Raw genomic sequence first — 23,818 nt, forward strand, 5'->3', positions numbered from 1 at the left:
AATTTTTCACCTGGAGCTTTTATGAAACTTCTTTCACCGCTCGCCGTGTTGACCCTGTGCAGCGTGATGGCCGCTCCATTGATGGCCGACGAAGATGCCCCGGGCCTGACCGGTTGCGCCGCCAAAAAACAAGGCATCATCAACCAGATCGAACTGGCCAAGTCCCGCGGCAACGCCGATCAACAGGCTGGCCTGGAAACCGCCCTGAACGAAGTCACTGCCCATTGCACCGACGCCTCCTTGAAGAAGGAACGGGAAAACAAGGTGCTCGACGCCAAGCACGAAGTCAGCACGCGTCAGGCCGACCTCGAGAAGGCGATGAAAAAAGGCGACGCCGAGAAGATCAACAAGCGCAAAGACAAACTGGCTCAATCGCGCAAGGAATTGCAGGAAGCGCTGGATGAGCTGGATAAGTAACAAGATCTTTCAAGATCAAAAGATCGCAGCCTTTGGCAGTCCCCACCCTGCAGTCTTTTCTGGAATCAATGATCCCGAAACTCTTTATGGCACGCACTGCAGGCATCTTCGACTTTCTGTACCGCCGGCCCCAGGTTGCTGACCTTGTAGGGCTGAACCTTGCTGGTAATCACCAGTTCACCGGTGGCGCCTTCAAGGGTGCGGGCCATTTCCTGGAAGCGTGCCTGCTTCTGCCAGACATCATCCTTGGCGCTGGTGTGATCCTCTTCGCGCACCTGCGGGAAATGTTTCCACGGCTCATGGGACAACGCGTCAAGCTTCACCGCGCCGTCGACGAATTTCGGGCCATCAAACGGAATACGCCCACGCAACATGCCGCCCAGGTCTTCGCCGGTCTTGAGCATCTGCTTGAAGATCGCCTTGCGCTGACCCAGCGGCGAGTTCGGGTCGACACCACCGCAGGCGGACAAGGTCAGGCAGGCCAGCAATACAACAGAAAGTCTTTTAAGAGTCATGGTGGCTTCAGGTCACTGGAAACGGCGGCCAGTATCCTCGCGTCACCGGCAAAGACCAATAGCCCTATTATCAATACGGGTTGTTTGAGCGCATGGAGCACTCAGGCAACCGACAAAGGAATTACTCCATGAACAGCCGTTTCAAGGCATGGCGTCACAATCTGGCCTGGACCCTTCCGATGGTGGCCGTGCTTGCGGGTTGCACCGGTGGAGACAGCAGCGCACCGAAAACCCACGCACTGGCGACCTACTCCAGCGCCACTTGGGAAGCGCTTCCGGCGGTATCCGACAACGACCTCGTCGCTGGCTTCGGCTCATGGCGCAGCGCCTGCACCCGACTCAAGGCCGACCCGGTCTGGGGTAGCACCTGTGCGGCTTCCGCCAATGTGCAGCCAACCGCCAATGACATCCGAGGTTTCCTCAAACAGAACCTGGACGTCTATGGCCTGCGCGCCGCCAATGACAACCCCAACGGCCTGATTACCGGTTACTACGAACCGGTGTACCCCGGCAGCCTGACTCAGACCGAGGAAGCCAACATCCCGGTGTACGGTGTACCCGAGGATATGATCATCGTCTCTCTGGACAGTATCTATCCGGAACTCAAAGGCAAACGCCTGCGCGGAAGACTCGAAGGTCGCGTGCTCAAGCCATACGACGATGCGGCAACCATTGAAACCAAAGGCGTGAAGGCGCCGGTGATTGCCTGGCTGACCGACCCGATGAACCTGCAGTTCCTGCAAATCCAGGGCTCGGGTCGCATCCAGCTTGATGACGGTCGTCAATTGCGCATCGGTTACGCCGATCAGAACGGCCACCCGTATCGACCCATCGGCCGCTGGCTGGTGGACCAGGGTGAGCTGAAGAAAGAAGACGTCACCATGGGCGCTATCAGCACTTGGGCCAAGGCCAATCCGATGCGCATTCCCGAATTGCTCGGCAGCAACCCCAGCTACGTGTTCTTCACCCGCAACCCCGACAGCAACGAAGGGCCGCGTGGTTCGCTGAATGTACCGCTGACCGCAGGTTATAGCGCGGCGGTAGACCGCAAGGTGATTCCGCTCGGCAGTCTGTTGTGGTTATCGACCACACGCCCGGACGGCAGCGCATTGGTACGCCCGGTGGCCGCGCAAGATACTGGCGGCGCGATTGCCGGCGAGGTCCGCGCAGACCTGTTCTGGGGCACGGGCGAGGCAGCCGGGCAATTGGCCGGAGACATGAAACAGCAGGGGCAGATCTGGATGCTATGGCCTAAAGGGGCGGCGTTGCCACAAGTGCCGCAGGTGGCTGACAAACTTTAAAAGAAAAAAATCGCAGGCTGCGCCAGCTCCAACAGGGATCGATGTTCATCCGCGATATTGCGGCAAACGCGGTCAATGTAGGAGCTGCCGCAGGCTGCGATCTTTTGATCTTGCCTTCAAACCGACACAACAAAGAAACTGCCAATCAGCCCCATGCCAATGGCCCACACCAGCGACCGCAGAATCGCCCAGTCCGCCAGATAGCAAATGATGTACAGCAGCCGACTGGTGATAAACAACACCGCCAGCACATTGATCGTCACCAGATCGGCATTACCGGCCAGGTGCGCGACGATTACCGCTGCAGCAAACGCCGGTGTCACTTCAAAGCTGTTCAGCTGCGCCGAATGCGCACGCCTGGCCACCCCTTCGAGCGAATCCAGAAACGCCCGCGGGTCGTGATTCTGTTTCAGCCCGAACTTGCCGCCGCTGAACTTGGCGACGCCTGTGCATAGATACGGCAAGCAGATCGCAATCAAAATGCACCACAGAGCAACCGTCATAACGCAGTTCCTTCTTCAGTTATAGAAAATAGAATTCCATCAGGGGCGACTAAAACTTCATCACCAATATGCCGATCAGCACCAGCCCACAGGCTAAGAGCCGAGGCCTGCCGAAAGGTTCTTTCAGGTAGCGCATGCCGAACAGCACCACCAGAATCACACTGATTTCGCGCAACGCCGCCGCTTCGGCAATAGATCCGAGCTGCATGGCCCACAGCACCAGAGCGTAACTGAACAGCACGCAAAACCCGACCGCCAAGCCCAACCGCCACTGCTCGCGCCAGAACAGCATGAACGCCGGGCGCTTGCGCACCAGCGCCAGCAATGGGAACGGCCAGGCGCTGAGCAAGGTGACCCACACCAGGTAATCCAGCGGGTGCGACCAGCGCCGCAAGGCCTGGCCATCGATAAAGGTGTAGCACCCGATGCACAGCCCGATCAGCGCCACCACCGGCAGCATCGACCACGGCAGTCGCACCCCGCCACCGCCCTGCCAGAGCAGGCACAACATGCCGAACGGGATCAGCAAAATGCCGAAGATCTGTTGAGCCGTCAGCACTTCCCCGGCGAAGATCAGCGTCAGTGCCAGCACCACCAGTGGCGACAGGCCACGCATTAAGGGATAGACCAGACCGAGATCGCCGACCCGATAGGCCTGGATCAACAGATAGCGGTAGAGCAGCTCGAATGCCGCCGATGCGAGAATCCACGGCCACATCTCCAGTGGCGGCTGCGACACGAAGGGCAGCATCAGGGCGACAAACAGCAGCGCCACGCTGTCCATGCAGGCCACCACCAACAGCCTCTCCGCGCTGAATTTGATCAGGGTATTCCACGCCGCGTGCAACAGCGCCGCCACCAACACCAGAACCGTCGCAAGCACGGCACACTCCTTATTTTGCCCCCACCCTCCCTCGTAGGAGCTGCCGAAGGCTGCGATCTTTTGATTCTGGCAGCCAACGCCGCACCAAAGATCAAAAGATCGCAGCCTGCGGCAGCTCCTACAAGGGTGGAGGCAGAGAATTGATTCGCCATATGTCCGTTTGTAGCCAGCGGCGCGGACCTGGCGGACTTGCCGTGGACCGGCGCACTGGTCAGCGGGTAGACGGTACTGACGGCACTGTTTTTCATCTACCTGCAGCGTCGCAGTGCTGTCACGGTCAATGTGTCCGGCTGATTGACTGCATTGTTGCGCAAACCGCTATCGCGAGCAGGCTCGCTCCCACTTGGACAGCGTATTTCCCGGTGGGAGCGAGCCTGCTCGCGATGAAGCTTACGCGGTGCACCCCACTTCACTCATCTTTAGGCTTGCGTGGATCCGGCGTTTGATCCGTGCTCTTCTTCGGCGGCCCGCTTTCACTGCGAATCTGCGCATGACTGATCAGCGCGAAGATAAAACTGCCACCGATGATGTTCCCCACCAGCGTGGGACCTGCGAACACCAGCCAGAAATCCTTCCACGGCAACTCGCCGGCAAACACCAGATACGAGACCTCGACCGATCCAACTACGATGTGGGTGAAATCTCCCAGCGCCATGAAATAGGTGATGAGGATGATGATCCACATCTTGGCGCTTTCCATGGACGGGATCATCCAGACCATGGTGGCGATCATCCAGCCGGAGATGATGCCCTTGGCGAACATCTTGCTGGCGTCGTTCTCCATGACCTTGCGCCCGATGTCGAGGAAGGCCAGATCGGTCTTGGTGTCGAAAATCGGCAGGTGCAGCATCACGTACGCCACCAGCAAGGTGCCGCAGAGGTTGCCCACCAGCACTACCGACCACAGCCGCAACAGCCGACCGAAATTACCCAGCGTAGGCTTGCTCATGATCGGCAGCACGGCAGTCAGGGTGTTCTCGGTAAATAGCTGCTGACGGGCGAGAATCACCGCGAGAAAACCCGCGCAGTAACCGAAACTGGCGATCACCTTAAAGCCTTCGCCGTCCGGCAGACGCGAATTGAGCAGCCCCATGCCCATCAGCGACAAGCCCATGGTCAAGCCCGCAGCCAGGGCTGACCACCACAGCGCCGCAACGCTACGCTCGAGTTCCTTATCACCTTGGGTACGAATGATTTCGTGCAGCACCGCCGCGCGCGGTGGCTGGTTCTTGTCGACCTCGCGCTGTTCTTGCGCCGAGAGATCCGGGGTCTTGCCTTCTTTGGGCGTGTCCATAAAGCTCCTGAACCGGTGGCGGGTCGTTTAATTACGACACGCGGGGTTCGGGGCTGTTCACTGCCCGGCGAAACGAAGCAAACCCTGTGGCGAGGGAGCTTGCTCCCGTCGGGGCGCGAAGCGGCCCTAAAACCTGCCATCGGGTTCTTTCAGACAAACTTCACTGTCGACTTACGACTGCTTCGCAGCCGAGCGGGAGCAAGCTCCCTCGCCACAGAGCGGCAATCACTCGCCGATGTCATCATCCTTGAACTGGTCTTTGACGTACCTGATCTCGGTCCGGCCGTGCGGCGCGGGCAGGCCGTCTTCGCCCAGGTTCACGAAGACCATCTTCTCCACCGTCAGGATGCTCTTGCGGGTGATCTTGTTGCGCACTTCGCAAGTCAGCGTGATCGAGGTGCGACCGAATTCGGTGGCGGTGATGCCCAGTTCGATGATGTCGCCCTGGCGCGAAGCACTGACAAAGTTGATTTCGGAAATGTACTTGGTGACCACACGCTGATTGCCCAGCTGGACGATGGCGTAGATCGCCGCTTCTTCGTCGATCCAGCGCAACAGGCTGCCGCCGAACAGCGTGCCGTTGGGGTTGAGGTCTTCGGGTTTTACCCATTTGCGGGTGTGGAAATTCATGCTCACTCCTGACCGTCTTGCCGATTGATGCTGGCCATCATGGCAGAGCCCGGACTAGAGCTCTATCAAGCATCGACTATGGCCTCGATTACCGTTCGGACATTGACCAACAGAAAGGCTTTGGAAGATCAGCATAGCCCGCTATAATCGCCCCCGTTTCAAAACGGTAATGTTCACTTGCTACCGTTTTCCCGCCACCTGTCCGAGGGGCGCTGCAGCAGGTTCGACCTGTCAGGCTCGGATGGGGCGTTGACTGGCCACGGCCAGACACTAAACGCACAACGGCGCCCATTCGCATACATTACGAATGGAGGCTCATCATGAGCGCTGTTATCACGCCTGTAGATTTTAACGATTACAAAGTCGCCGACATGTCCCTGGCTGCCTGGGGCCGTCGCGAAACCATCATCGCCGAATCCGAAATGCCAGCCCTGATGGGGCTGCGCCGCAAATATTCCGCCGAGCAGCCGCTCAAAGGCGCGAAGATCCTCGGCTGCATCCACATGACCATTCAGACTGCCGTGCTGATCGAAACCCTGGTTGCCCTGGGTGCCGAAGTACGCTGGTCGTCCTGCAACATTTTCTCGACTCAAGACCAGGCCGCTGCCGCTATCGCTGCTGCCGGTATCCCGGTATTCGCCTGGAAAGGCGAAACTGAAGAAGAGTACGAGTGGTGCCTGGAGCAAACCATCCTGAAAGATGGCGCGCCTTGGGATGCCAACATGATCCTCGACGACGGCGGCGACCTGACCGAGCTGCTGCACAAGAAATACCCGGCGATCCTGGACCGCGTCCACGGCGTCACCGAAGAAACCACCACCGGCGTTCACCGTTTGCTGGACATGCTGGCCAAGGGCGAGCTGAAAATCCCGGCCATCAACGTCAACGACTCGGTGACCAAGAGCAAGAACGACAACAAGTACGGCTGCCGTCACAGCCTGAACGACGCGATCAAGCGCGGTACCGACCACCTGCTGTCCGGCAAGCAAGCGCTGGTCATCGGTTACGGTGACGTGGGCAAGGGCTCGGCCCAGTCCCTGCGTCAGGAAGGCATGATCGTTAAAGTCTCCGAAGTCGACCCGATCTGCGCCATGCAAGCTTGCATGGACGGTTTCGAACTGGTTTCGCCGTTCATCGACGGTATCAACAACGGTACCGAAGCGAGCATCGACAAAGCACTGCTGGGCAAGATCGACCTGATCGTGACCACCACCGGCAACGTCAATGTTTGCGACGCAAACATGCTCAAAGCCCTGAAGAAGCGCGCTGTTGTCTGCAACATCGGTCACTTCGACAACGAAATCGACACCGCTTTCATGCGCAAGAACTGGGCATGGGAAGAAGTGAAGCCACAGGTTCACAAGGTTCACCGCACCGGCCCGGGCGCTTTCGACGCTCAGAACGACGACTACCTGATCCTGCTGGCCGAAGGCCGTCTGGTTAACCTGGGCAACGCCACTGGCCACCCAAGCCGCATCATGGACGGTTCGTTCGCCAACCAGGTTCTGGCACAGATCTTCCTGTTCGGCCAGAAGTACGCCGACCTGTCGCCAGCCCAGAAAGCCGAGCGCCTGACCGTTGAAGTACTGCCGAAGAAACTCGACGAAGAAGTGGCCCTGGAAATGGTCCGCGGTTTCGGTGGCGTGGTCACTCAACTGACCAAGCAACAGGCTGACTACATCGGCGTGACCGTCGAAGGCCCGTTCAAGCCGCACGCTTACCGCTACTGATTGGCGCTGACTGACCGCTCTCTGTAGGAGCTGGCGAAGCCTGCGATCTTTTGATCTTAAAAGATCGCAGCCTGCGGCAGTCCTACGGGGGGCCAGCGTCCGGCTTACGTGTTTCCAAGGATATGACCATGTCCCAAGACCGTCGCTACAGCTTCGAGTTCTTCCCTACGAAGACCGATGCTGGGCATGAAAAACTGATCGCCACTGCCCGTCATCTGGCGACCTTCAACCCTGATTTTTTCTCCTGCACCTACGGCGCTGGTGGTTCGACCCGTGATCGCACCCTCAACACCGTGCTGCAGCTTGAAAGCGAAGTCAAAGTCCCTGCCGCACCGCATTTGTCTTGCGTGGGCGACAGCAAGGACGACCTGCGCGGCCTGCTGAGCCAGTACAAGGCAGCCGGCATCAAGCGTATCGTTGCGCTTCGCGGTGACCTGCCCTCGGGCATGGGCATGGCCAGCGGCGAGATGCGTCACGCCAATGACCTGGTTGAATTCATTCGTGAAGAAACCGGCGATCATTTCCACATCGAAGTCGCCGCCTACCCGGAGATGCATCCGCAAGCGCGCAACTTTGAAGACGATCTCAACAACTTCGTGCGCAAGGCTAACGCCGGCGCCAACAGTGCGATCACCCAGTACTTCTTCAACGCCGACAGCTACTTCTATTTCGTCGAGCGTGTACGGGCGAAGGGTGTGAACATCCCGATCGTGCCGGGGATCATGCCGATCACCAACTACAGCAAGCTCGCACGTTTTTCCGACGCTTGCGGTGCGGAAATCCCTCGCTGGATCCGCAAGCAACTGGAAGCCTACGGCGACGACACCCAAAGCATTCAAGGCTTTGGTGAGCAAGTCATCACCGAGATGTGCGAACGCCTGCTGCAGGGTGGCGCTCCAGGGCTGCATTTCTACACGCTGAACCAGGCTGAGCCGAGTCTGGCGGTGTGGAATAACCTGAAGTTGCCGCGTTAATCGTCGTTAAAGCAAGATCAAAAGATCGCAGCCTTCGGCAGCTCCTACAGAGGTACGTATTCCCCTGTAGGAGCTGCCGAAGGCTGCGATCTTTTGCTTTCCGGCGCCCCTTTATTGTGCAGTCATATTCTGGATCCGGTTTCTGGCTCTTTATGATTTCTCGTCGTAATCTCAAGCCATGCCCCTGATCGCTCAGTTACTGACCGTGCTTCTGTTCACTTGCCTGAGCTTCACCGCTCGGGGCGAGAAGTTGCGTATTGTCACCGAACCCTGGGCACCTTACGTGTACGAGGAAAACGGCAAGTCTCTGGGGCTCGACTACGAAACCACCGCCATTGTCTTCAAACGCCTCGGGATCGACGTGGAATGGCAGTTCCTGCCATGGAAACGCTGCCTGTCGATGCTAGAGCAAGGCCAGGCGGATGGCGTGCTGGATATTTTCCATAGTGATGAACGCGACGCGACCCTGCTCTACCCCAGCGAACCGCTCTCGCAAGTCGAATTCGTAATGTTCTATGCCAACGAGCGACCGTATCCGTTTCGCACGCTGGACGATCTGAAAGGCCTGACCATCGGCACCTCGCCGGGCTACCTGTACAGCAAGGACTTCAGCGAATCGACGCTATTCACCCAAGAGCCGGCACCCACCCATGAAGCCAACTTCGGCAAACTGGTGCGCGGTCGCATCGACCTGCTGATCACTGATCGCCGGGTTGGCCAGCATTTGCTCGATCAACTGAATATCCGCGACAAGATCACCGAGAACCCGACCGTCATCAGCCAGCAAAGCCAGTTTCTGGCGGTACGCCGCAATGCCGGGATGGATTTGTTGGTGCAGCGTTTCGGTGCCGAGCTCAAACGCTTCAAGCGCGAGCCGGCCTACGCTGAACTGAGCGCCCGCTATGGCGCCGGCCCGGCCCACGAAGCACGGGCCACCAGCGCCACCGCAACCGGCGGAAAAACCGTTGAGCAGCAGGAAAGCGGCGCGCAGTGATTGCTCTGTTATACTCCGGCCTTCCCGCCAGGCTCACGCCCGGACGCTCGGACTTGTTCAAGGCATCTCGATCCCGCTACAGCGCAGCTTTTCAGCCCGCGCGAGCGCTCCAGACGAGCCTTCGAGGCCCAGCAGGACCGGACGGGATTGCGTCCTCTTAAACGCGATTCGCGCCAGGCAAGACTCCCATTGGGCCAAGCCCTAACTAAAACAGGATTACTCATGTCCTTTGCTTCCCTCGGTCTCTCCGAGGCTTTAGTCCGCGCCATCGAGGCAGCGGGCTATACCGAGCCTACTCCGGTGCAACAGCGGGCCATTCCCGCCGTGTTGCAAGGTCGCGACCTGATGGTTGCGGCACAGACAGGTACTGGTAAAACCGGCGGCTTCGCCCTTCCGATTCTGGAACGGTTGTTTCCCAACGGTCACCCGGACAAATCCCAGCGTCACGGCCCGCGCCAACCGCGCGTACTGGTCCTGACCCCAACCCGCGAACTCGCGGCCCAGGTGCACGAAAGCTTCAAGGTCTATGCCCGTGACCTGAAGTTCGTCAGCGCCTGCATCTTCGGCGGCGTCGGCATGAACCCACAGGTTCAGGCCATGTCCCGCGGTGTCGACGTGCTGGTAGCCTGCCCAGGTCGCCTGCTCGACCTCGCCGGCCAAGGCAGCGTTGATCTGTCCCACGTGGAAATCCTCGTGCTGGACGAAGCCGACCGCATGCTCGACATGGGCTTTGTCCATGACGTGAAAAAGGTCCTCGCCCGTCTGCCGAGCAAACGCCAGAACCTGCTGTTCTCGGCGACGTTCTCCAAAGACATCACCGACCTTGCCGGCAAGCTGCTGCACAACCCGGAACGCATCGAAGTCACTCCGCCGAACACCACGGTCGAGCGGATCGAACAACGCGTATTCCGCCTGGCCGCCAGCCACAAGCGTTCGTTGCTCGCGCACCTGATCACCGCCGGCGCCTGGGAACAGGTGCTGGTGTTCACCCGCACCAAGCACGGCGCCAACCGTTTGGCCGAGTACCTGGACAAACACGGCCTCACCGCCGTCGCCATCCACGGTAACAAGAGCCAGAACGCCCGCACCAAAGCCCTGGCCGACTTCAAGGCCGGTGAAGTGCGCATCCTGGTCGCCACCGATATCGCCGCTCGCGGCCTGGACATCGACCAGTTGCCCCACGTGGTCAACTTCGAACTGCCGAACGTCGACGAAGATTACGTGCACCGTATCGGCCGTACTGGCCGTGCCGGTCGTTCGGGCGAGGCGATCTCGCTGGTTGCTCCGGACGAAGAAAAGCTGCTGAAAAGCATCGAGCGCATGACCAAGCAGAAGATTGCCGACGGCAACCTGATGGGCTTCGATTCCAGCGCCGTGGAAGCCGAGAAACCTGAAGTCCGCGAGCGTCCGGATGTGCGTAACCCGCGCAATCCACGTGGCCCGCGCGGCGACGGTCCGAACGGCAGCGGTGGTGGTGGCGGTCGTAAAGACAAAGGCAAGGACAAGGGCGGCAAGGAAAAAACTGCTGCCACTGGCCGTGGCGATCGCCCTGCCCGTGAACACAAGCCTCGCGAAGGCACCCCGGCCCGTGAGCAACAGCGCCCGGCACCTCGCGCCGCCGCTGACCGTGCTCCGGACGAGTTCCTGGACGACGATGTCGATAACTTCGGCAACCGCGTCGACTACGTGCCTCAAGCCAAACCTGCTCAGGGCCGTGGTCGCCGTCCGGGCGCTCCGGCACAAGGCGCAGGCGCCAGTGCTCCGCGCACCGGTCAGCCACAAGGTCGCCAGAACGGTCCGCGCAGCAGCAGCGGCGCAACCACTGGCACCCCACCGGCCAAGCGCAGCGGTCCACGCAACGGTGCTCCACGTGACGGCCAGGCCCGTCGCGAAGAGTCCCGCAACCGCCGCCCGGCCCGTGACGAGCAGCCTCGTTCGGAACCGGCCGTGCAGAACCCGCGCGGCCCGGCACCGAAGATCATTCACAAGGAGTCGAAAAGCGATCGCTTCCCGACACCTGAGCAACTTGATCAACTCCCAGGCCGTCCGCGCGGCGAAAAACCAGCCTTGCTGACCCGCAATCGCTGATTTATCGCTGATATGAAAAATGCCCCGGATCGCAAGATCCGGGGCATTTTTTATGCCTGAACAAAAGCCCGTAGGAGCGAGGCTGCCCGCGAAGGCGTCATCCGCCACACAGCAAAAACCGAGTCGCCCCCCTTCGCCCGCAAGCCTGGCTCCTACAGGGTTATGTGTTGATCGGCCCGACCCCATCAGAAACAAAAAAAACGCCCCGGATCGCGAGATCAGGGGCGTTTTTGTTCAAGCAGCGAAATTCACTTCGCTTTCACACCTTCAAACGTAATGTACAGCTCGACCGCGTCAGACTGTGGGCCCAGGTCTTTCTGTTTGCCGAAATCGGAACGCTTGATGCTGGTGGTGCCTTCGAAGCCGGCACGGTAGCCGCCCCATGGATCCTTGCCTTCACCCAGGAAGGTGGCTTTAACCACGATTGGCTTGGTAACACCAGCCAGAGTCAGGTTACCGGTTACGTCGGCAGTGTCTTTGCCAGCGGCGTTTTTGCCGGTGGATTTGACGCTGGTGGAAACGAACTTGGCGTCGGCGAATTTGCCCACGTTCAGGAAGTCACCGCTGGCGATGTGCTTGTCACGTTCGGCGTGGTTAGTGAACACGCTGGCGGTGCGCACATTGAACTCGATCTTGCTGTCTTCAGGCTTGGCGGCGTCGAAGCTGAACTTGCCGTCGATGTCCTTGAAGGTACCGGTGATGTAGCTGTAACCCAAGTGGCTGATCTTGAAATCAACGAAGGCGTGCTGGCCTTCTTTGTCGACAACGTAATCGGCCGCCATCACGTTAGCCGACAGCAGAGCAGAACCGATTGCCAGAGCGGCGAGCGTCTTTTTCAACATGCTTTCTATTCCTTTGGAGTCGAGGTTGAACATCAGGCTTTGCGTCCCAACATTCGCGTCAGGGTCGCATCACGATCAATAAAGTGGTGTTTCAATGCTGCCAACGCATGGAGGCCGGAAAAAATTACCAGCGCCCAGGCCAGGTACAAATGGATCACACCAGCGGTATCTGCCTGGTCCGGTAGTCCGGAAACCAGTGCAGGAACTTCAAACAGGCCAAACACCGGGATCCCGACACCGTCTGCGGTGGAAATCAGGTAACCGGCAATCATCACAGCGAACAGCCCGAGATAGAGGAACGCATGGCCGAACACGGCGCCAAGACGCGTCATGCGGCTATAACTTTGCAGGGGCGGTGGAGGCGGGCTGATGAAGCGCCACAACACCCGCAGCAACATGACTGCGAACAACACCAGGCCAATGCTCTTGTGCAGATCCGGCGCATCTTTACGCCAGGAGCTGTAGTAGTCGAGACCGACCATCCACAGCCCCAATGCGAACAGGCCGAAGACCGCGAGCGCCACACCCCAGTGCACGAAGATGCTGACCCAACCGTAGCGGGAAGAAGAGTTACGTAGCTGCATTGCCCAAATCCTGTAAGAACTGCGCCCAAGACTATCGAGTTATCTATCGACTTAAAGCGGAAAATTTCGCTCTGAAACATCGAGAAATACGATCATGACCTTGGGGTCGAGATGTTAAGAGAGTGTTAACCAGAAGAAAAAACCTACAGACGCTGTCCTATATTCGCTTTCAAAAAGCCTTTACCACTCGTCAGAACTGTCATATCTGACAGTAGCCACCATTACAGGTCATTGATGAACCTGATCTCGGGCGATTGTCCGAGCGTCTGAACAGGAGTTCTACCATGAGTCACCATTCGAGTTCATCCCCCGCGACTACGCGAAACCTATCCAATTCGATACCCGTAGGGGCAGGACCACGAGGGATAGCCATCAACAACGACGGATCACGGGTTTTTGTTTGCAATTACATTTCAGGCAATGTGTCAGTGATCAACACCCGGAACAGAAAGGTAATCCGCACCATCGCCGTCGAGCATTATCCCCAAAACATCGTCCTTGCCCATGGAGGGAAAAGAGCTTATGTGACCAACTACGGTTCAAGTTCGGTTTCGGTTATTGATACTGAAACCTATGCGGTGGGTAACGTCACGGTGGGAAGATATCCTCGGGGAATCGTCGTGAGCCGAGACGGGAAGCATGTTTACGTCACCGTTCGACAAGATAAAGAGTGGCTGGCAATTATTGATACCCGCACTTATGCGGTACGCAGAGTGCGAGGATTACCCTCTCCCTCCATAAGTGTGGATATCAGCCAGGACGATTCGCGTCTTTATATTTCCAGCACCAACGCTCCTGATGGCCCCTATCAGGACGCACTAACGATCATCAGCAGCAAGACTTTCAAAGTCCTCGATGTCATCAAAACCGAACAGTATCCGTCAGCGGTTACCGTCAGTCCCGACGACAGAGAAGTGTATATCGTGTGTCTTGACGCTCAGAAACTGACCGTACTGGACCCTAAGTTATCAACCACCAGGCATTTCGATTTTGTGACTTGCGAAGGGAAAATAGTGTTTGGCGGAAAAAACGCTTATGCCGTTGATCAAATCAAAAAAGAGGTCGTGGAAATTAATACCGCCACGTATGAAATTGTTCGCCGGGTTCCCATCCCTGGTGCTTCCGAACCGTATGACATGGTTCTTGATCAACATAACCATGCCTATGTCAGCGACTACCAAAGCGACGAAGTACATAGTGTCGATCTAGCTTAGCGTCAAAGCAAAATCAGCAGCCGGCTTTGGCTGGCGACATAAAAAAAGCGCGGCATCACTGCCGCGCTTTTTTTGATTCCAGGACTTACTGCGTCTTGGTTTCAGTCGTCGCCGGGGTCTTCGCAGCAGTACTGACCGCTGGTTTCTTCACCGGCTCAGTCTTTTTCGCCGTCGCCTTGACCGGAGCTTTTTTGGCCTCGGTTTGGGCAGCAGGCTTTTTCACTGGCGCTTTGGCCGGTGCTTTCTTGACAGGCTCTGCTTTCACCGGTGCCGCAGGCTTCGGCGCCTCAACCGGTGCTGGCGCTGGAGTCGGCACAGGTGCTGGGGCGGGTGCCGGAGCAACCGGGGCCACTGGTGCTGGCGCCTTGGCCGGTTCCGGTTTGTCGTCAGAACCACCGAACAGGTTGGTGAAGAAGTTGCCTTTCTTCGCCGCCACTGCACCGGCCGCTGCTGCGGTCGCCGCCGGAACAACTTTCGCCGGTTCAAACGACTTGCCTGCCGCCAGGTCTTCTACCTGACTGGCTGCACGCTGACCGGTGCGCAATGCGCCTTCCAGAGTGCCTGGGTACAAGGTATCGGTGTGTTCGCCGGCAAAGGCTACACGTTGCAGCGGGCGTTCCCACAGACGCCAGTATTTGCTCATCTGGCCCGGGCCGAAGGCCAGGTAAGCGCCACCCATCGACGGGTCGGTGCTGTAGCGACGGATTTCATAACCGGTGAACGAACCGCGTGCCTGTGGATAAAAGGCGTGCAGACGAATCAGTACCTGATCGACCATCTGCTTGTCGCCGAAAGCCTGCATCACGCGCGCGTTGTCGCCGGACAGGTTGATCACCACGTTGGCGCCGCCTTTCAGGGCCGGCTCGACCCACAACATGCCCAGGCCGGTGTTGCTGTAGATCTCGCCGGACATGCGCGCCTTGCTTTCCCATACCGGCGTCTTGAACTTCAGCATGATCTGGTCACGCCAGCCGTAGTTGGTGCCTTTGATGGCGCCCAGGTGCTGGGCATCCAGCGCCGGGGTCATCTGGATCTTGTTCAGTGCACGCAACGGCACGGCCAGCACAACGTAGTCCGCCTGATAGCCAACACTTCCGACTTTGACGGTCACGCCGTCCTTGTCCTGACTAATGGCCGAAACCGGGGAGCTGGTCTTGATGGTTTTCAGTTGCTTGACGAAAGCCTGGGCCAGCACCGGGCTGCCGCCAGGCAGACGCGAAGCGCGCAGGTCACGGTCGGCAACGCCACGATAAACGCGGCTCTGCTGTGCGAAGTACAGCAGCGACAGGCGCGAAGGTTCGTCATAGCGGGTACGAATCTGCTGATTCACCAACTGACGCGCAGTGGCTGGCAGACTCAAACGATCGAGCCAGTTGGACACGTTGATCTGGTCCAGGGCGAACAGCGTGCTGTTGGCGGCCGGGTTCTGCGGGTCTTCAATCGAACGCGCCAGATCATCCAAAGTCTTTTCGTAGCGTTTCAGCGCTTCGGCGGTGGCCGGCTGTTTAGTCGCCAGATCGGCGGCGGTGAAATATACACCGTCGATCAGGTAGCTCGGGGTCCGCACGAATTCAGGGGCTGGCGTGGTGGTCAGCTTGAACGTCGAGACGTACTTGTTCAGCACCGGTTGGGTCTTGTCGTTGCCGATCCACTCACTGGTGGCCATGCCGGAGCGACCGCCCAACGTCGGTTTGGCTTCCAGCAGGGTGACCTGCCAGCCTTTGTTCTGCAGTTCGTACGCCGCGGTGAGGCCCGCAAGCCCGCCGCCTATCACGATCACCGTTTTATCCTTGGCCAGCGCCGAAACGCTGAACAGCCCCAACATCACCAGCGCACAGGCGCGCAGCCAACCAGCAGACATTCAGCGAACTCCGGAAATACACGAGGAAATAGCGGTTTTACGAGTCAGACGACTCAAAGAACCGCGAAGAATACGTCAGCCATCAAAACGCCGCCAGCGACGTCTATCTCCTTATACAAAGTAGCTCAATCGACACAATGGGTTGTCCCGATGACGCGCATTGCATAGGCTTGCGCGATTGTTTGCCCGCGCACCAAGCGAGCCGCCTCGAGGAGACTGAACATGGGCCTGAATAATCAGTGGATGCAACGCGATCTCGCGGTGTTGTGGCATCCCTGCACCCAGATGAAAGACCACGAACAGCTGCCGCTGATCCCGATCAAACGCGGCGAAGGCGTCTGGCTGGAAGACTTCGAAGGCAAACGCTATCTCGACGCGGTCAGCTCCTGGTGGGTCAACGTGTTCGGCCACGCCAACCCGCGGATCAACCAGCGCATCAAGGATCAGGTCGATCAGCTGGAACACGTGATCCTCGCCGGTTTCAGCCATCAGCCGGTGATCGAACTGTCGGAGCGTCTGGTGAAGATGACGCCCGAAGGCCTGACCCGGTGCTTCTACGCCGATAACGGTTCGTCCTGCATCGAAGTCGCGCTGAAAATGAGCTTTCACTACTGGCTCAACCGCGGCCAGCCGAACAAGAAGCGCTTCGTCACCCTCACCAACGGTTACCACGGCGAGACCATGGCGGCGATGGCGGTGGGCGACGTGCCGCTGTTCACCGAAACCTACAAAGCCCTGCTGATGGACACCATCAAGGTGCCGAGCCCCGATTGCTATATGCGTCCCGAGGGCATGAGCTGGGAAGAACACTCGCGCAATATGTTCGCCGCCATGGAGCAGACGCTGGCCGACAACCACGACACCGTGGCCGCCGTGATTCTGGAGCCGCTGATTCAGGGCGCCGGAGGGATGCGCATGTATCACCCGGTGTACCTCAAGCTGCTGCGCGAAGCCTGCGACCGTTATGGCGTGCACCTGATCCACGATGAAATCGCCGTCGGCTTCGGCCGCACCGGAACGATGTTCGCCTGCGAACAGGCCGGCATCCGCCCGGACTTCCTCTGTCTGTCCAAGGCCCTGACCGGCGGCTATCTGCCGTTGGCGGCCTGCCTGACTACCGATGAGGTCTACAGCGCTTTCTACGACGACTACCCGACCCTGCGCGCCTTCCTGCATTCACATAGTTACACCGGCAATCCGCTGGCGTGCGCGGCGGCATTGGCCACGCTGGATATCTTCGAAGAAGACAACGTTATCGAGAACAATAAGGCCCTGGCCCAACGCATGGCCTCCTCCACCGCGCACCTGGCCGATCACCCGAACGTTGCCGAAGTGCGCCAGACCGGCATGGTCCTGGCCATCGAGATGGTCAAGGACAAAGCCAGCAAGACTGCTTATCCGTGGCAGGAACGTCGCGGTTTGAAGGTGTTCCAGCATGCGCTGGAGCGGGGTGCTTTATTGCGGCCGTTGGGCAGCGTGGTGTATTTCCTGCCGCCGTACGTGATTACCCCGGAGCAGATCGATTTTCTGGCCGAAGTGGCCAGTGAAGGCATCGACATCGCCACCCGTGACAGCATCAGCGTGGCAGTGCCGAAGGACTTTCATCCGGGCTACCGTGATCCGGGCTGATTGACTTCACCTAAGCTTCAGCGGTGACCGGACTACCGTCATCGCGGGCAAGCCCGCTCCCACAGGATCGGCGCAAAACCTGTGGGAGCGGGCTTGCCCGCGATGGGGCCGCCAGACTTCCACACTTTTACAGAGACCATTGATGAGACTGTCCCGCTTCTTTATCGACGCCCCCTTGAGCATCGGCGAACACGAGCTTCCCGAGGCCCAGGCCCATTACATCAGCCGCGTGCTGCGCATGGCCGAGGGTGATGCGGTGCAATTGTTCGACGGCTCGGGCCATGAGTTTCGCGGCACGCTGGCAGAAGTCGGCAAGAAGCGCGTCGTGGTAAATATCGATGACAGCTTCCCCGGGCAGATCGAGTCGTCGCTGGCGGTCCATCTCGGCCAGGGCTTGTCCCGTGGCGAGCGGATGGACTGGGCGATTCAGAAAGCCACCGAACTGGGCGTCAGCGAAATCACCCCGATCTTCACCGACCGCTGCGAAGTCCGCCTCAAGGACGAGCGCGCCGACAAACGCCTGATGCACTGGCGTCAGGTGGCGATCAGCGCCTGCGAGCAGTGCGGGCGCTCATCGGTGCCGGTGATTCATCCGCCGTTGCTGTTGGCCGACTGGCTGAAGCAGACGGAAGCCGAATTGAAACTGGTGCTGCACCCGGTGGCCGAGCCGCTGGTGAGCCATGCGAAACCGGCGACACTGGCGTTTCTGATCGGCCCGGAAGGCGGGTTGTCCGACGCTGAAGTCGAGCAGGCCAAGGCTGGCGGTTTTCACGCCGCCCGCCTCGGCCCTCGCGTGCTGCGCACCGAAACCGCGCCGGTGGTGGCATTGGCGGTAGCCCAACAGTTGTGGGGCGATTTTTAGGTTTGATCGTTCCCACGCTCTGCGTGGGAATGCAGCCCGGGACGCTCCGCGTCCCATCAAAAGCCGAACGCGGAGCGTCCGTAGAGGCATTCCCACGCAGAGCGTGGGAACGATCTTTCAGGAACTACTGCACCGGATCACTCACCGGTTTGGCGATAATCGCTTTCAACTCGCTGGTCATCGGAAACTCAAGGTTCAAACCTTTAGGCGGAATCGGTTGCTGGAACCAGCGGTTGTAGATGCCGTTGATTTCCCCTGAGCTGTACAAATCAGCAAGCGTCGAATTCACCAACTCGAGAAATTGCGGATCACCCTTGCGCACCATACAGCTGTAGATTTCCCGCGATTGCTCCTCGCCCACCACGACCCACTTATGCGGATCACGAGCCTTGGCCCGTTCGCCGTAAAGCAGCGCGTCGTCCATATAGAAAGCCACCGCCCGCCCTGACTGCAGCATCTGGAACGCTTCGCCGTGGTCCTTGGCGCTGATCACGAACATATCGATCTTGTGATCGACGTTGTAGCTCTTCAGAAACCGCTCATTGGTGGTGCCGGCGGTGGTCACAACGTTCTTGCCGCTCAGGTCGGCGAAGCTCTTGATACCGCTGTCCTTCGCCGTGAGCAATTGCCCCTTCACGTAGATGAATCCATAGGAAAACGCCACTTGCTGCATGCGCTCGGCAGTCACGCCGGTGGAGCCGCATTCAAGGTCGACCGTGCCGTTCTGCACCAGCGGAATGCGTGTTTGCGAGGTCACCAGGTTGTACTTCACCTGCAAATCCGGCAGCTCGAGCTTTTGCTTGATGCGCTCGACAATCTTGCTCGCCAGGTCCACCGAATAGCCCATCGGCTGCCCCGTGTGATCCCCCACGTAAGAGAACGGCACCGACGCGTCGCGATAACCCAGCGTGATGCTCTTGGCATTGGCGACCTTGTTCAGCGTGCCGGTCAGCGGCGCTTCATTGGCCTGGACCTGACTGGCGAACAGCAGGCCAAGGGTGCAGCCGATCAACGTGATTTTTTGCATTGTTATTCTCCGTTGTGGGTAGATCGAATTAACGGCGGGCGGCGATCACGGTGATTTCCACCAGGACCTCTGGACGGGCCAGTTGCGCCTGCAACGTGGTGCGGGTCGGCGCCTTGTCCGGCGACAGCCATTGTGACCAGACCTCGTTCATGGCGGCGAAATCGCGGCCAATGTCGCTCAAGTAAATGGTCGCGCTGAGTAAGTGATCCTTGTCGCTGCCAGCCTCGGCCAGCAACCCGTCGATTTTCGCCAGGACCTCTGCGGTTTGACCAGCAGCGTCGCGGCTGTCACCCGGCACCTGTCCCGATAGAAACACCAGCTCGCCAAAGGTCACGGAGCCAGAGAGTCGACTGTTGCTGTTGAAACGCTTGATGCTCATCGGTTCTTCCTTTTCCAGTCAGGCGACGCGGGGTGCGAGGCCCTGCATTTCGATCGAGGGTGCGCGCCGGGCAATCAACTCACTCAGCAGCCGAGCGCTACCGCAGGCCAAAGTAAAGCCCAAGGCGCCATGGCCGAGGTTGAGCCAGAGGTTGCGGTACGCCGTGGCGCCAATTAATGGCACGCCGCTGGGGGTCGCCGGGCGCATGCCGGCCCATTCGATGGCAGCGTCGTAATCGCCGGCATTGGGCAAGGTTTCCTGGGCCTGGCGTTTGATCAGCGCCAGACGCTTGGGGTCGAGCCCCGGGTCGAAACCGACAATGTCGACCATCGCCGCTACGCGCAGTTGCGCACCGATGCGGGCGTAAACGATCTTGCGGTTGTAATCGGTGATGCTCAGCTCCGGCGCGCGATGTTCGGCGCGGATCGGCAGGGTCAGGCTGTAGCCCTTGAGCGGATACAGCGGCAGGTTCATGCCCGGCAACGCCAACGCCGGGCTGCGATGACCGGCAGCGATCACCAGTTGTTCGACCGGCAATACCTGCGCGCCCATTTCGATGGCCTGCACCGCGCCGTTCCCGTGGCGAATGCCGGTGACCGTGCGGCCCAGCAAAAACTCGCAACGCCCCGACGCCTTGAGCCGGGCCGCCAGTTGCAGACAGAAAGCATGGCAATCGGCGACTTCTTCATCGGGCGTGTAGATCGCGCCCACGAATGGCGCCTCGGCGAGTGCCGGCTCCAGCTGTGCGCACTCGGCCCGGGACAACACTTGCTGCTGTCGCGGATCAGTCAGCCCTTGGCGCGCATGCTCGAAGCTTGCGGCTTCACGAAACGTCACCAGTTTGCCGTTGCGCCGCCAATCGAAACCGTCGAGGCGGTCTTCGTCGCGCCAGCCTTGCAGCGTGGCCTGGCTCAGCAGCGCCAGGCGCAGCAGGTGTGCGCCGTTGCGCTGATTCACCGAACGCCGGCAGGCCGCCAGAAAGGACGCCATCCAGCGCCATTGCGCCGGGTCCAGGCGTGGACGCAGCTTCAATGGCGAGTCACCGCGCAACATCCAGCCCAGCGCCTGCAACGGTACGCCGGCATCGGCCAGTGGCGCGACATAGCGGTAGGACAACTGGCCGCCGTTGGCGAAACTGGTCTCGCTGGCAAACGAATCCCGGGCCTCGATCAGCGTCACGTCGATGCCATCGCGAACCAGTGCATAAGCCGTTGTCAGCCCGATGACGCCGCCACCGATGATGCAAACCCGCTGAGCCATGTCTGTCCTTAAGCGTTGTTGGAACGTGCTTCAGGTTAGGACCAGGTGACAGCCGTTGAACAATGCATAAAGATGCCTGACCCATAAACAAAGGTTATGGACTTGCCATGCGACTGCGACACATCGAGATTTTTCAGGCCATTCGCCAGACCGGTTCGGTCAGCGGCGCCGCCCAGTTGCTGCACGTGTCGCAGCCGGCGGTGAGCAAGGTGCTGCAACACGCCGAACAGCAATTGGGCTTTCCGTTATTCCTGCGGGTGCGCGGCAAATTGCAGCCGACGCCCGAAGCCCTGGAGCTAGAGCGCGAAGTCGACAAGGTCACCGAAAGCCTGCAAGGCGTGCGACGTCTGGCCCAAAGCCTGCGCCGCGAACCGGGCCACAGTGTACGGATTGGTGCGATCCCGGCACTGGCCTTGTCACTGCTGCCGCCGGCGATCAATGAATGGACGCAACGCTACCCGGAAATCGCCTGCGAACTGTCCAGCGCCCACAGCCGTGAGCTGATGCAGAACTTGTTGATGCGCGAAGTGGATGTCGCCCTGACGTTGCAACTGCCCGATCATCCGGGCCTGAAAGCGCAGGCCCTGGCCTGTGGGATGCTGGTGGCGCTGGCGCCGAAGGGCTTTTGGCCCGACGACACTCACGGCAAACCGCTGCCGTTGATCGAACTGGCCGGTGCGCCGCTGATCGGCTTGTCCAGCGCCGACCCGCTGGCCGCCAGACTCGACAGCTACCTTGAGGCGGTCGATCCGCCGCCAAAGGTACGCATTGCGGTGCAGACTTATTCGCTGGCGCGGGCGATGGTTGAATCCGGTGCCGGGCTAGCAGTGATCGACCCGTTCACCGCGCTCGGCGCGTCCCCCGCCACCACAGCGATTCGCCCCCTGGCGCCGGCGCTACCGATCACCCTGTACGCAGTCACCCGCGCCGACGAACCGCCGCCACACACCTTGAGCGATTTGTTGCAGGTGTTCAGCCGACGGGCGCAGGCGCAACTGGATCGCTTGATCCCGTAGAGGTCTCAAAGGACATAAAACAGAATCGCCACAAAGTGCAGCACGCTCCCGGCGATCACGAACAGATGCCAGACCCCATGGGCATGACGCAAACGATTATCGAGGGCAAAAAAGACAATCCCCACGGTGTACAACACCCCGCCGGACGCCAGCCAGGCAAACCCGGTGCTGCCCAGTGCCGCCAGTAACGGCTTGACCGCCACCAGCACGATCCAGCCCATCACCGCGTAAATCACGATCGATAGAATCCGCGCTTCCGAGCGGGGTTTGATCTCTTGCAGGATGCCGATCAGCGCCAGCCCCCAGACAATCCCGAACAACGTCCAGCCCCACGGCCCGCGCAGGGTCACCAGGCAGAACGGTGTGTAACTGCCGGCAATCAGCAGGTAGATCGAAAAGTGATCGACCTTCTGCATGATCGCCTTCTTGCGCCCGCGCACGCTGTGGTAAACGGTCGACGCGCTGTAGAGCACCAGCAAGGTGAACGCGTAAATCGCCACGCTGACGATCTTCCACGGGCTGCCGTCCATACTGGCGATCACCAGCAGCCACACACCCCCGACAAACGCCGCCACCGCCCCAACCAAATGCGTCCAGGCATTCAATCTTTCCCCGTGATACATGTGTTGCTCACCTCAAAATTCGTTAACACAAAGCCCCCTGTAGGAGCTGTCGAGTGAAACGAGGCTGCGATCTTTTGATCTTGCTTCTCGGCGCCCCCGAAGGTGCTGAAGATCAAAAGATCGCAGCCTTCGGCAGCTCCTACAAAAGCTATCGAGCCAAACGTCAGCCAATTGGGCACAATCGAGCGATTCGAATAAGAGTCACGCCCATGCTGATCGATGAAGAGTTGACCCTGAAAAAACTCGAGGTGTTCCTGGCCTTCATGCGCACCGGCAACCTGGCCCGCGCCGCCGCCGAGTTGCAAACCAGCAACGTCAGCGTGCACCGCGCCATCCACTCTCTGGAAAGCGCCCTGCGTTGCCCGCTATTCAAACACGAAGGCCGCAACCTGACCCCACTCGAAAGCGCTTACGTGCTGGAAGAACGGGCGCAGAAGCTGATTCAGGACGTACTCGAAAGCGTGCGCCTGACCCGCGAAGCTGCCGGGTTCTCGGCTGAGCGCTTCAAGCTTGGGTCACTGTATTCGCTGACGGTGAAGACCGTGCCGCAGCTGATCATGGGCCTGAAAATTCGCCGTAGCGAACTCAATATCGATCTGATTCTAGGCTCGAACATCGACCTGTTGTACAAGCTCAAGAACATGGAAGTCGACGCGATCCTGGTGTCGCTGGATGACAGCGTGAATGACCCGGACTGCGAGCATATTCCGCTGTTTTCCGATGACATCTTCCTCGCCACCCCGGCTGATTCGCCCTTTGCCCAGCGGGCCGAAGTCGATCTGGCCGAGGTGCGCGACGAGACATTCATCACCTTGACCCAAGGCTTCGCCACACACCAGGACGGTATTCGGGTGTTCAAGCAGGCGGGGTTCGAGCCGAAGGTGGCGATGCAGGTCAACGACATCTTCACCCTGCTGAGCATGGTCAGCTCCGGGGTCGGTTATGCGTTGCTGCCGGGAAGGATTGCGGCGGTGTATGAGAACCGGGTGAAGCTGATTCCATTGCAAGAAAAGTATCGGTTACAGCAGCACATCGGCGTGGTGTTCCTGAAGGCCAAGGAGCGTGACCCGAATTTGTTGGCGTTGCTGGCGGAGTGTCGGATGTATGCCAATCGGCAGGCCTGACAGACCGCGGTGCCTGCATCGCGGGCAAGCCACGCTCCCACAGGAAATGCGCTGTCCTTGTGGGAGCG

23 protein-coding genes, 1 pseudogene and 1 riboswitch are annotated in these 23,818 nt (G+C 59.4%); of the genes and pseudogenes, 12 read left to right on the forward strand and 12 right to left on the reverse strand.

Going from position 1 to position 23,818, the window contains the following annotated elements; translation table 11 throughout:
- Positions 1–21 precede the first annotated feature (21 nt).
- Complete coding sequence (locus KGB18_RS20345) at positions 22–417, forward strand: DUF1090 domain-containing protein (RefSeq protein ID WP_007894925.1); 396 nt, start codon at positions 22–24, stop codon at positions 415–417.
- Positions 418–482: 65 nt separating this feature from the next.
- On the opposite strand, the gene KGB18_RS20350 is transcribed toward KGB18_RS20345, so the two are convergent.
- On the reverse strand, positions 483–932 hold the full coding sequence (locus tag KGB18_RS20350) for a c-type cytochrome (RefSeq protein WP_123719653.1): 450 nt from the start codon (positions 930–932) through the stop codon (positions 483–485).
- A 128-nt stretch (positions 933–1,060) separates the two neighbouring features.
- Here KGB18_RS20350 and KGB18_RS20355 point away from each other — a divergent pair, with 128 nt between their 5' ends.
- Positions 1,061–2,233 carry a murein transglycosylase A gene (locus KGB18_RS20355; protein WP_123719654.1) on the forward strand — a complete coding sequence of 391 codons (1,173 nt, stop codon included), beginning with the start codon at positions 1,061–1,063 and terminating at the stop codon, positions 2,231–2,233.
- 116 nt (positions 2,234–2,349) lie between these two features.
- Here the strand turns inward: KGB18_RS20355 and KGB18_RS20360 are convergent, their stop codons facing one another.
- Together KGB18_RS20360 and KGB18_RS20365 are read right to left on the reverse strand one after the other, a co-directional pair.
- Complete coding sequence (locus tag KGB18_RS20360; protein WP_223570378.1) at positions 2,350–2,736, reverse strand: MAPEG family protein; 387 nt, start codon at positions 2,734–2,736, stop codon at positions 2,350–2,352.
- A gap of 49 nt (positions 2,737–2,785) precedes the next feature.
- Positions 2,786–3,619 carry an EamA family transporter gene (locus KGB18_RS20365; protein WP_123719656.1) on the reverse strand — a complete coding sequence of 278 codons (834 nt, stop codon included), beginning with the start codon at positions 3,617–3,619 and terminating at the stop codon, positions 2,786–2,788.
- A 162-nt stretch (positions 3,620–3,781) separates the two neighbouring features.
- On the opposite strand from KGB18_RS20365, the pseudogene KGB18_RS20370 reads away from it, so the two are divergent.
- Positions 3,782–3,913: pseudogene (locus KGB18_RS20370) on the forward strand (MFS transporter); the annotation flags it as partial.
- A 115-nt stretch (positions 3,914–4,028) separates the two neighbouring features.
- Here the strand turns inward: KGB18_RS20370 and KGB18_RS20375 are convergent.
- Positions 4,029–4,913, reverse strand: coding sequence for a formate/nitrite transporter family protein (locus KGB18_RS20375; protein ID WP_123719657.1), 885 nt, complete (start codon positions 4,911–4,913; stop codon positions 4,029–4,031).
- A 225-nt stretch (positions 4,914–5,138) separates the two neighbouring features.
- The gene (locus KGB18_RS20380) at positions 5,139–5,543 is read right to left on the reverse strand and encodes an acyl-CoA thioesterase (RefSeq protein ID WP_038981033.1); all 405 of its coding nucleotides are present in this window, start codon (positions 5,541–5,543) and stop codon (positions 5,139–5,141) included.
- Between the two features lie 198 nt (positions 5,544–5,741).
- Positions 5,742–5,840, forward strand: a riboswitch (S-adenosyl-L-homocysteine riboswitch).
- Between the two features lie 23 nt (positions 5,841–5,863).
- Here KGB18_RS20380 and ahcY point away from each other — a divergent pair.
- The 4 genes from ahcY (at position 5,864) to KGB18_RS20400 (ending at position 11,329) form a co-directional block, all read left to right on the forward strand.
- The gene (gene ahcY, locus KGB18_RS20385) at positions 5,864–7,273 is read left to right on the forward strand and encodes an adenosylhomocysteinase (protein WP_007898042.1); all 1,410 of its coding nucleotides are present in this window, start codon (positions 5,864–5,866) and stop codon (positions 7,271–7,273) included.
- 128 nt (positions 7,274–7,401) lie between these two features.
- Complete coding sequence (gene metF / locus KGB18_RS20390) at positions 7,402–8,247, forward strand: methylenetetrahydrofolate reductase [NAD(P)H] (RefSeq protein ID WP_123719658.1); 846 nt, start codon at positions 7,402–7,404, stop codon at positions 8,245–8,247.
- Positions 8,248–8,425: 178 nt separating this feature from the next.
- Positions 8,426–9,241 carry a substrate-binding periplasmic protein gene (locus tag KGB18_RS20395; protein ID WP_123719659.1) on the forward strand — a complete coding sequence of 272 codons (816 nt, stop codon included), beginning with the start codon at positions 8,426–8,428 and terminating at the stop codon, positions 9,239–9,241.
- Between the two features lie 222 nt (positions 9,242–9,463).
- Positions 9,464–11,329, forward strand: a complete 1,866-nt coding sequence (locus KGB18_RS20400) for a DEAD/DEAH box helicase (RefSeq protein ID WP_201061760.1) — start codon at positions 9,464–9,466, stop codon at positions 11,327–11,329.
- 248 nt (positions 11,330–11,577) lie between these two features.
- Here KGB18_RS20400 and KGB18_RS20405 read toward each other — a convergent pair whose 3' ends face one another.
- Both KGB18_RS20405 and KGB18_RS20410 read right to left on the reverse strand, forming a co-directional pair.
- A complete protein-coding gene (locus KGB18_RS20405) occupies positions 11,578–12,171 on the reverse strand; it encodes a YceI family protein (RefSeq protein WP_123719661.1) in 594 nt (197 codons plus the stop codon).
- 32 nt (positions 12,172–12,203) lie between these two features.
- Positions 12,204–12,755, reverse strand: a complete 552-nt coding sequence (locus KGB18_RS20410) for a cytochrome b (RefSeq protein ID WP_008007496.1) — start codon at positions 12,753–12,755, stop codon at positions 12,204–12,206.
- 284 nt (positions 12,756–13,039) lie between these two features.
- Here KGB18_RS20410 and KGB18_RS20415 point away from each other — a divergent pair, with 284 nt between their 5' ends.
- Positions 13,040–13,969 carry a YncE family protein gene (locus KGB18_RS20415; RefSeq protein WP_123719662.1) on the forward strand — a complete coding sequence of 310 codons (930 nt, stop codon included), beginning with the start codon at positions 13,040–13,042 and terminating at the stop codon, positions 13,967–13,969.
- Between the two features lie 85 nt (positions 13,970–14,054).
- Here KGB18_RS20415 and KGB18_RS20420 read toward each other — a convergent pair whose 3' ends face one another.
- Positions 14,055–15,830, reverse strand: coding sequence for an FAD-dependent oxidoreductase (locus KGB18_RS20420; protein WP_223570379.1), 1,776 nt, complete (start codon positions 15,828–15,830; stop codon positions 14,055–14,057).
- A gap of 222 nt (positions 15,831–16,052) precedes the next feature.
- Between KGB18_RS20420 and KGB18_RS20425 the strand changes: the two genes are divergently transcribed.
- Both KGB18_RS20425 and KGB18_RS20430 read left to right on the forward strand, forming a co-directional pair.
- The gene (locus KGB18_RS20425; RefSeq protein WP_123719664.1) at positions 16,053–17,459 is read left to right on the forward strand and encodes an adenosylmethionine--8-amino-7-oxononanoate transaminase; all 1,407 of its coding nucleotides are present in this window, start codon (positions 16,053–16,055) and stop codon (positions 17,457–17,459) included.
- 142 nt (positions 17,460–17,601) lie between these two features.
- A complete protein-coding gene (locus tag KGB18_RS20430) occupies positions 17,602–18,321 on the forward strand; it encodes a 16S rRNA (uracil(1498)-N(3))-methyltransferase (RefSeq protein WP_123719665.1) in 720 nt (239 codons plus the stop codon).
- Positions 18,322–18,445: 124 nt separating this feature from the next.
- On the opposite strand, the gene KGB18_RS20435 is transcribed toward KGB18_RS20430, so the two are convergent.
- The 3 genes from KGB18_RS20435 to KGB18_RS20445 are packed head-to-tail and all read right to left on the reverse strand — an operon-like array spanning position 18,446 to position 20,987.
- Positions 18,446–19,348: a transporter substrate-binding domain-containing protein gene (locus KGB18_RS20435; RefSeq protein WP_123719666.1), complete on the reverse strand. Its 903-nt coding sequence runs from the start codon at positions 19,346–19,348 to the stop codon at positions 18,446–18,448.
- A gap of 28 nt (positions 19,349–19,376) precedes the next feature.
- Positions 19,377–19,727: a RidA family protein gene (locus KGB18_RS20440; RefSeq protein WP_223570380.1), complete on the reverse strand. Its 351-nt coding sequence runs from the start codon at positions 19,725–19,727 to the stop codon at positions 19,377–19,379.
- A gap of 18 nt (positions 19,728–19,745) precedes the next feature.
- Positions 19,746–20,987: a D-amino acid dehydrogenase gene (locus KGB18_RS20445; RefSeq protein WP_201061758.1), complete on the reverse strand. Its 1,242-nt coding sequence runs from the start codon at positions 20,985–20,987 to the stop codon at positions 19,746–19,748.
- 107 nt (positions 20,988–21,094) lie between these two features.
- Here KGB18_RS20445 and KGB18_RS20450 point away from each other — a divergent pair, with 107 nt between their 5' ends.
- Positions 21,095–22,003, forward strand: coding sequence for a LysR family transcriptional regulator (locus KGB18_RS20450; RefSeq protein WP_123719668.1), 909 nt, complete (start codon positions 21,095–21,097; stop codon positions 22,001–22,003).
- 5 nt (positions 22,004–22,008) lie between these two features.
- Here KGB18_RS20450 and trhA read toward each other — a convergent pair whose 3' ends face one another.
- Positions 22,009–22,626, reverse strand: a complete 618-nt coding sequence (gene trhA, locus KGB18_RS20455) for a PAQR family membrane homeostasis protein TrhA (protein ID WP_123719669.1) — start codon at positions 22,624–22,626, stop codon at positions 22,009–22,011.
- 209 nt (positions 22,627–22,835) lie between these two features.
- Here trhA and KGB18_RS20460 point away from each other — a divergent pair, with 209 nt between their 5' ends.
- Entirely contained in the window at positions 22,836–23,750 is a 915-nt protein-coding gene (locus KGB18_RS20460) for a LysR substrate-binding domain-containing protein (protein ID WP_123719670.1), read from the forward strand.
- The last annotated feature ends 68 nt before the right edge of the window (positions 23,751–23,818 follow it).

This window comes from Pseudomonas sp. BF-R-26 (genome assembly GCF_019947395.1).
In the GTDB taxonomy this organism is placed as follows: Bacteria; Pseudomonadota; Gammaproteobacteria; order Pseudomonadales; family Pseudomonadaceae; genus Aquipseudomonas; species Aquipseudomonas farris.

Excerpts from the sequence above, each read along its gene's own strand:
- KGB18_RS20450 (WP_123719668.1), top strand. The coding sequence starts at position 21,095 with ATGCGACTGCGACACATCGAGATTTTTCAGGCCATTCGCCAGACCGGT.
- KGB18_RS20375 (WP_123719657.1), bottom strand. The coding sequence starts at position 4,913 with ATGGACACGCCCAAAGAAGGCAAGACCCCGGATCTCTCGGCGCAAGAA.
- KGB18_RS20400 (WP_201061760.1), top strand. The coding sequence starts at position 9,464 with ATGTCCTTTGCTTCCCTCGGTCTCTCCGAGGCTTTAGTCCGCGCCATC.
- KGB18_RS20380 (WP_038981033.1), bottom strand. The coding sequence starts at position 5,543 with ATGAATTTCCACACCCGCAAATGGGTAAAACCCGAAGACCTCAACCCC.
- KGB18_RS20345 (WP_007894925.1), top strand. The coding sequence starts at position 22 with ATGAAACTTCTTTCACCGCTCGCCGTGTTGACCCTGTGCAGCGTGATG.
- KGB18_RS20445 (WP_201061758.1), bottom strand. The coding sequence starts at position 20,987 with ATGGCTCAGCGGGTTTGCATCATCGGTGGCGGCGTCATCGGGCTGACA.
- KGB18_RS20415 (WP_123719662.1), top strand. The coding sequence starts at position 13,040 with ATGAGTCACCATTCGAGTTCATCCCCCGCGACTACGCGAAACCTATCC.
- KGB18_RS20395 (WP_123719659.1), top strand. The coding sequence starts at position 8,426 with ATGCCCCTGATCGCTCAGTTACTGACCGTGCTTCTGTTCACTTGCCTG.
- KGB18_RS20360 (WP_223570378.1), bottom strand. The coding sequence starts at position 2,736 with ATGACGGTTGCTCTGTGGTGCATTTTGATTGCGATCTGCTTGCCGTAT.
- KGB18_RS20355 (WP_123719654.1), top strand. The coding sequence starts at position 1,061 with ATGAACAGCCGTTTCAAGGCATGGCGTCACAATCTGGCCTGGACCCTT.
- trhA (WP_123719669.1), bottom strand. The coding sequence starts at position 22,626 with ATGTATCACGGGGAAAGATTGAATGCCTGGACGCATTTGGTTGGGGCG.
- KGB18_RS20425 (WP_123719664.1), top strand. The coding sequence starts at position 16,053 with ATGGGCCTGAATAATCAGTGGATGCAACGCGATCTCGCGGTGTTGTGG.
- KGB18_RS20435 (WP_123719666.1), bottom strand. The coding sequence starts at position 19,348 with ATGCAAAAAATCACGTTGATCGGCTGCACCCTTGGCCTGCTGTTCGCC.
- KGB18_RS20430 (WP_123719665.1), top strand. The coding sequence starts at position 17,602 with ATGAGACTGTCCCGCTTCTTTATCGACGCCCCCTTGAGCATCGGCGAA.
- KGB18_RS20460 (WP_123719670.1), top strand. The coding sequence starts at position 22,836 with ATGCTGATCGATGAAGAGTTGACCCTGAAAAAACTCGAGGTGTTCCTG.
- KGB18_RS20440 (WP_223570380.1), bottom strand. The coding sequence starts at position 19,727 with ATGAGCATCAAGCGTTTCAACAGCAACAGTCGACTCTCTGGCTCCGTG.
- KGB18_RS20350 (WP_123719653.1), bottom strand. The coding sequence starts at position 932 with ATGACTCTTAAAAGACTTTCTGTTGTATTGCTGGCCTGCCTGACCTTG.
- ahcY (WP_007898042.1), top strand. The coding sequence starts at position 5,864 with ATGAGCGCTGTTATCACGCCTGTAGATTTTAACGATTACAAAGTCGCC.
- KGB18_RS20420 (WP_223570379.1), bottom strand. The coding sequence starts at position 15,830 with ATGTCTGCTGGTTGGCTGCGCGCCTGTGCGCTGGTGATGTTGGGGCTG.
- metF (WP_123719658.1), top strand. The coding sequence starts at position 7,402 with ATGTCCCAAGACCGTCGCTACAGCTTCGAGTTCTTCCCTACGAAGACC.
- KGB18_RS20410 (WP_008007496.1), bottom strand. The coding sequence starts at position 12,755 with ATGCAGCTACGTAACTCTTCTTCCCGCTACGGTTGGGTCAGCATCTTC.
- KGB18_RS20405 (WP_123719661.1), bottom strand. The coding sequence starts at position 12,171 with ATGTTGAAAAAGACGCTCGCCGCTCTGGCAATCGGTTCTGCTCTGCTG.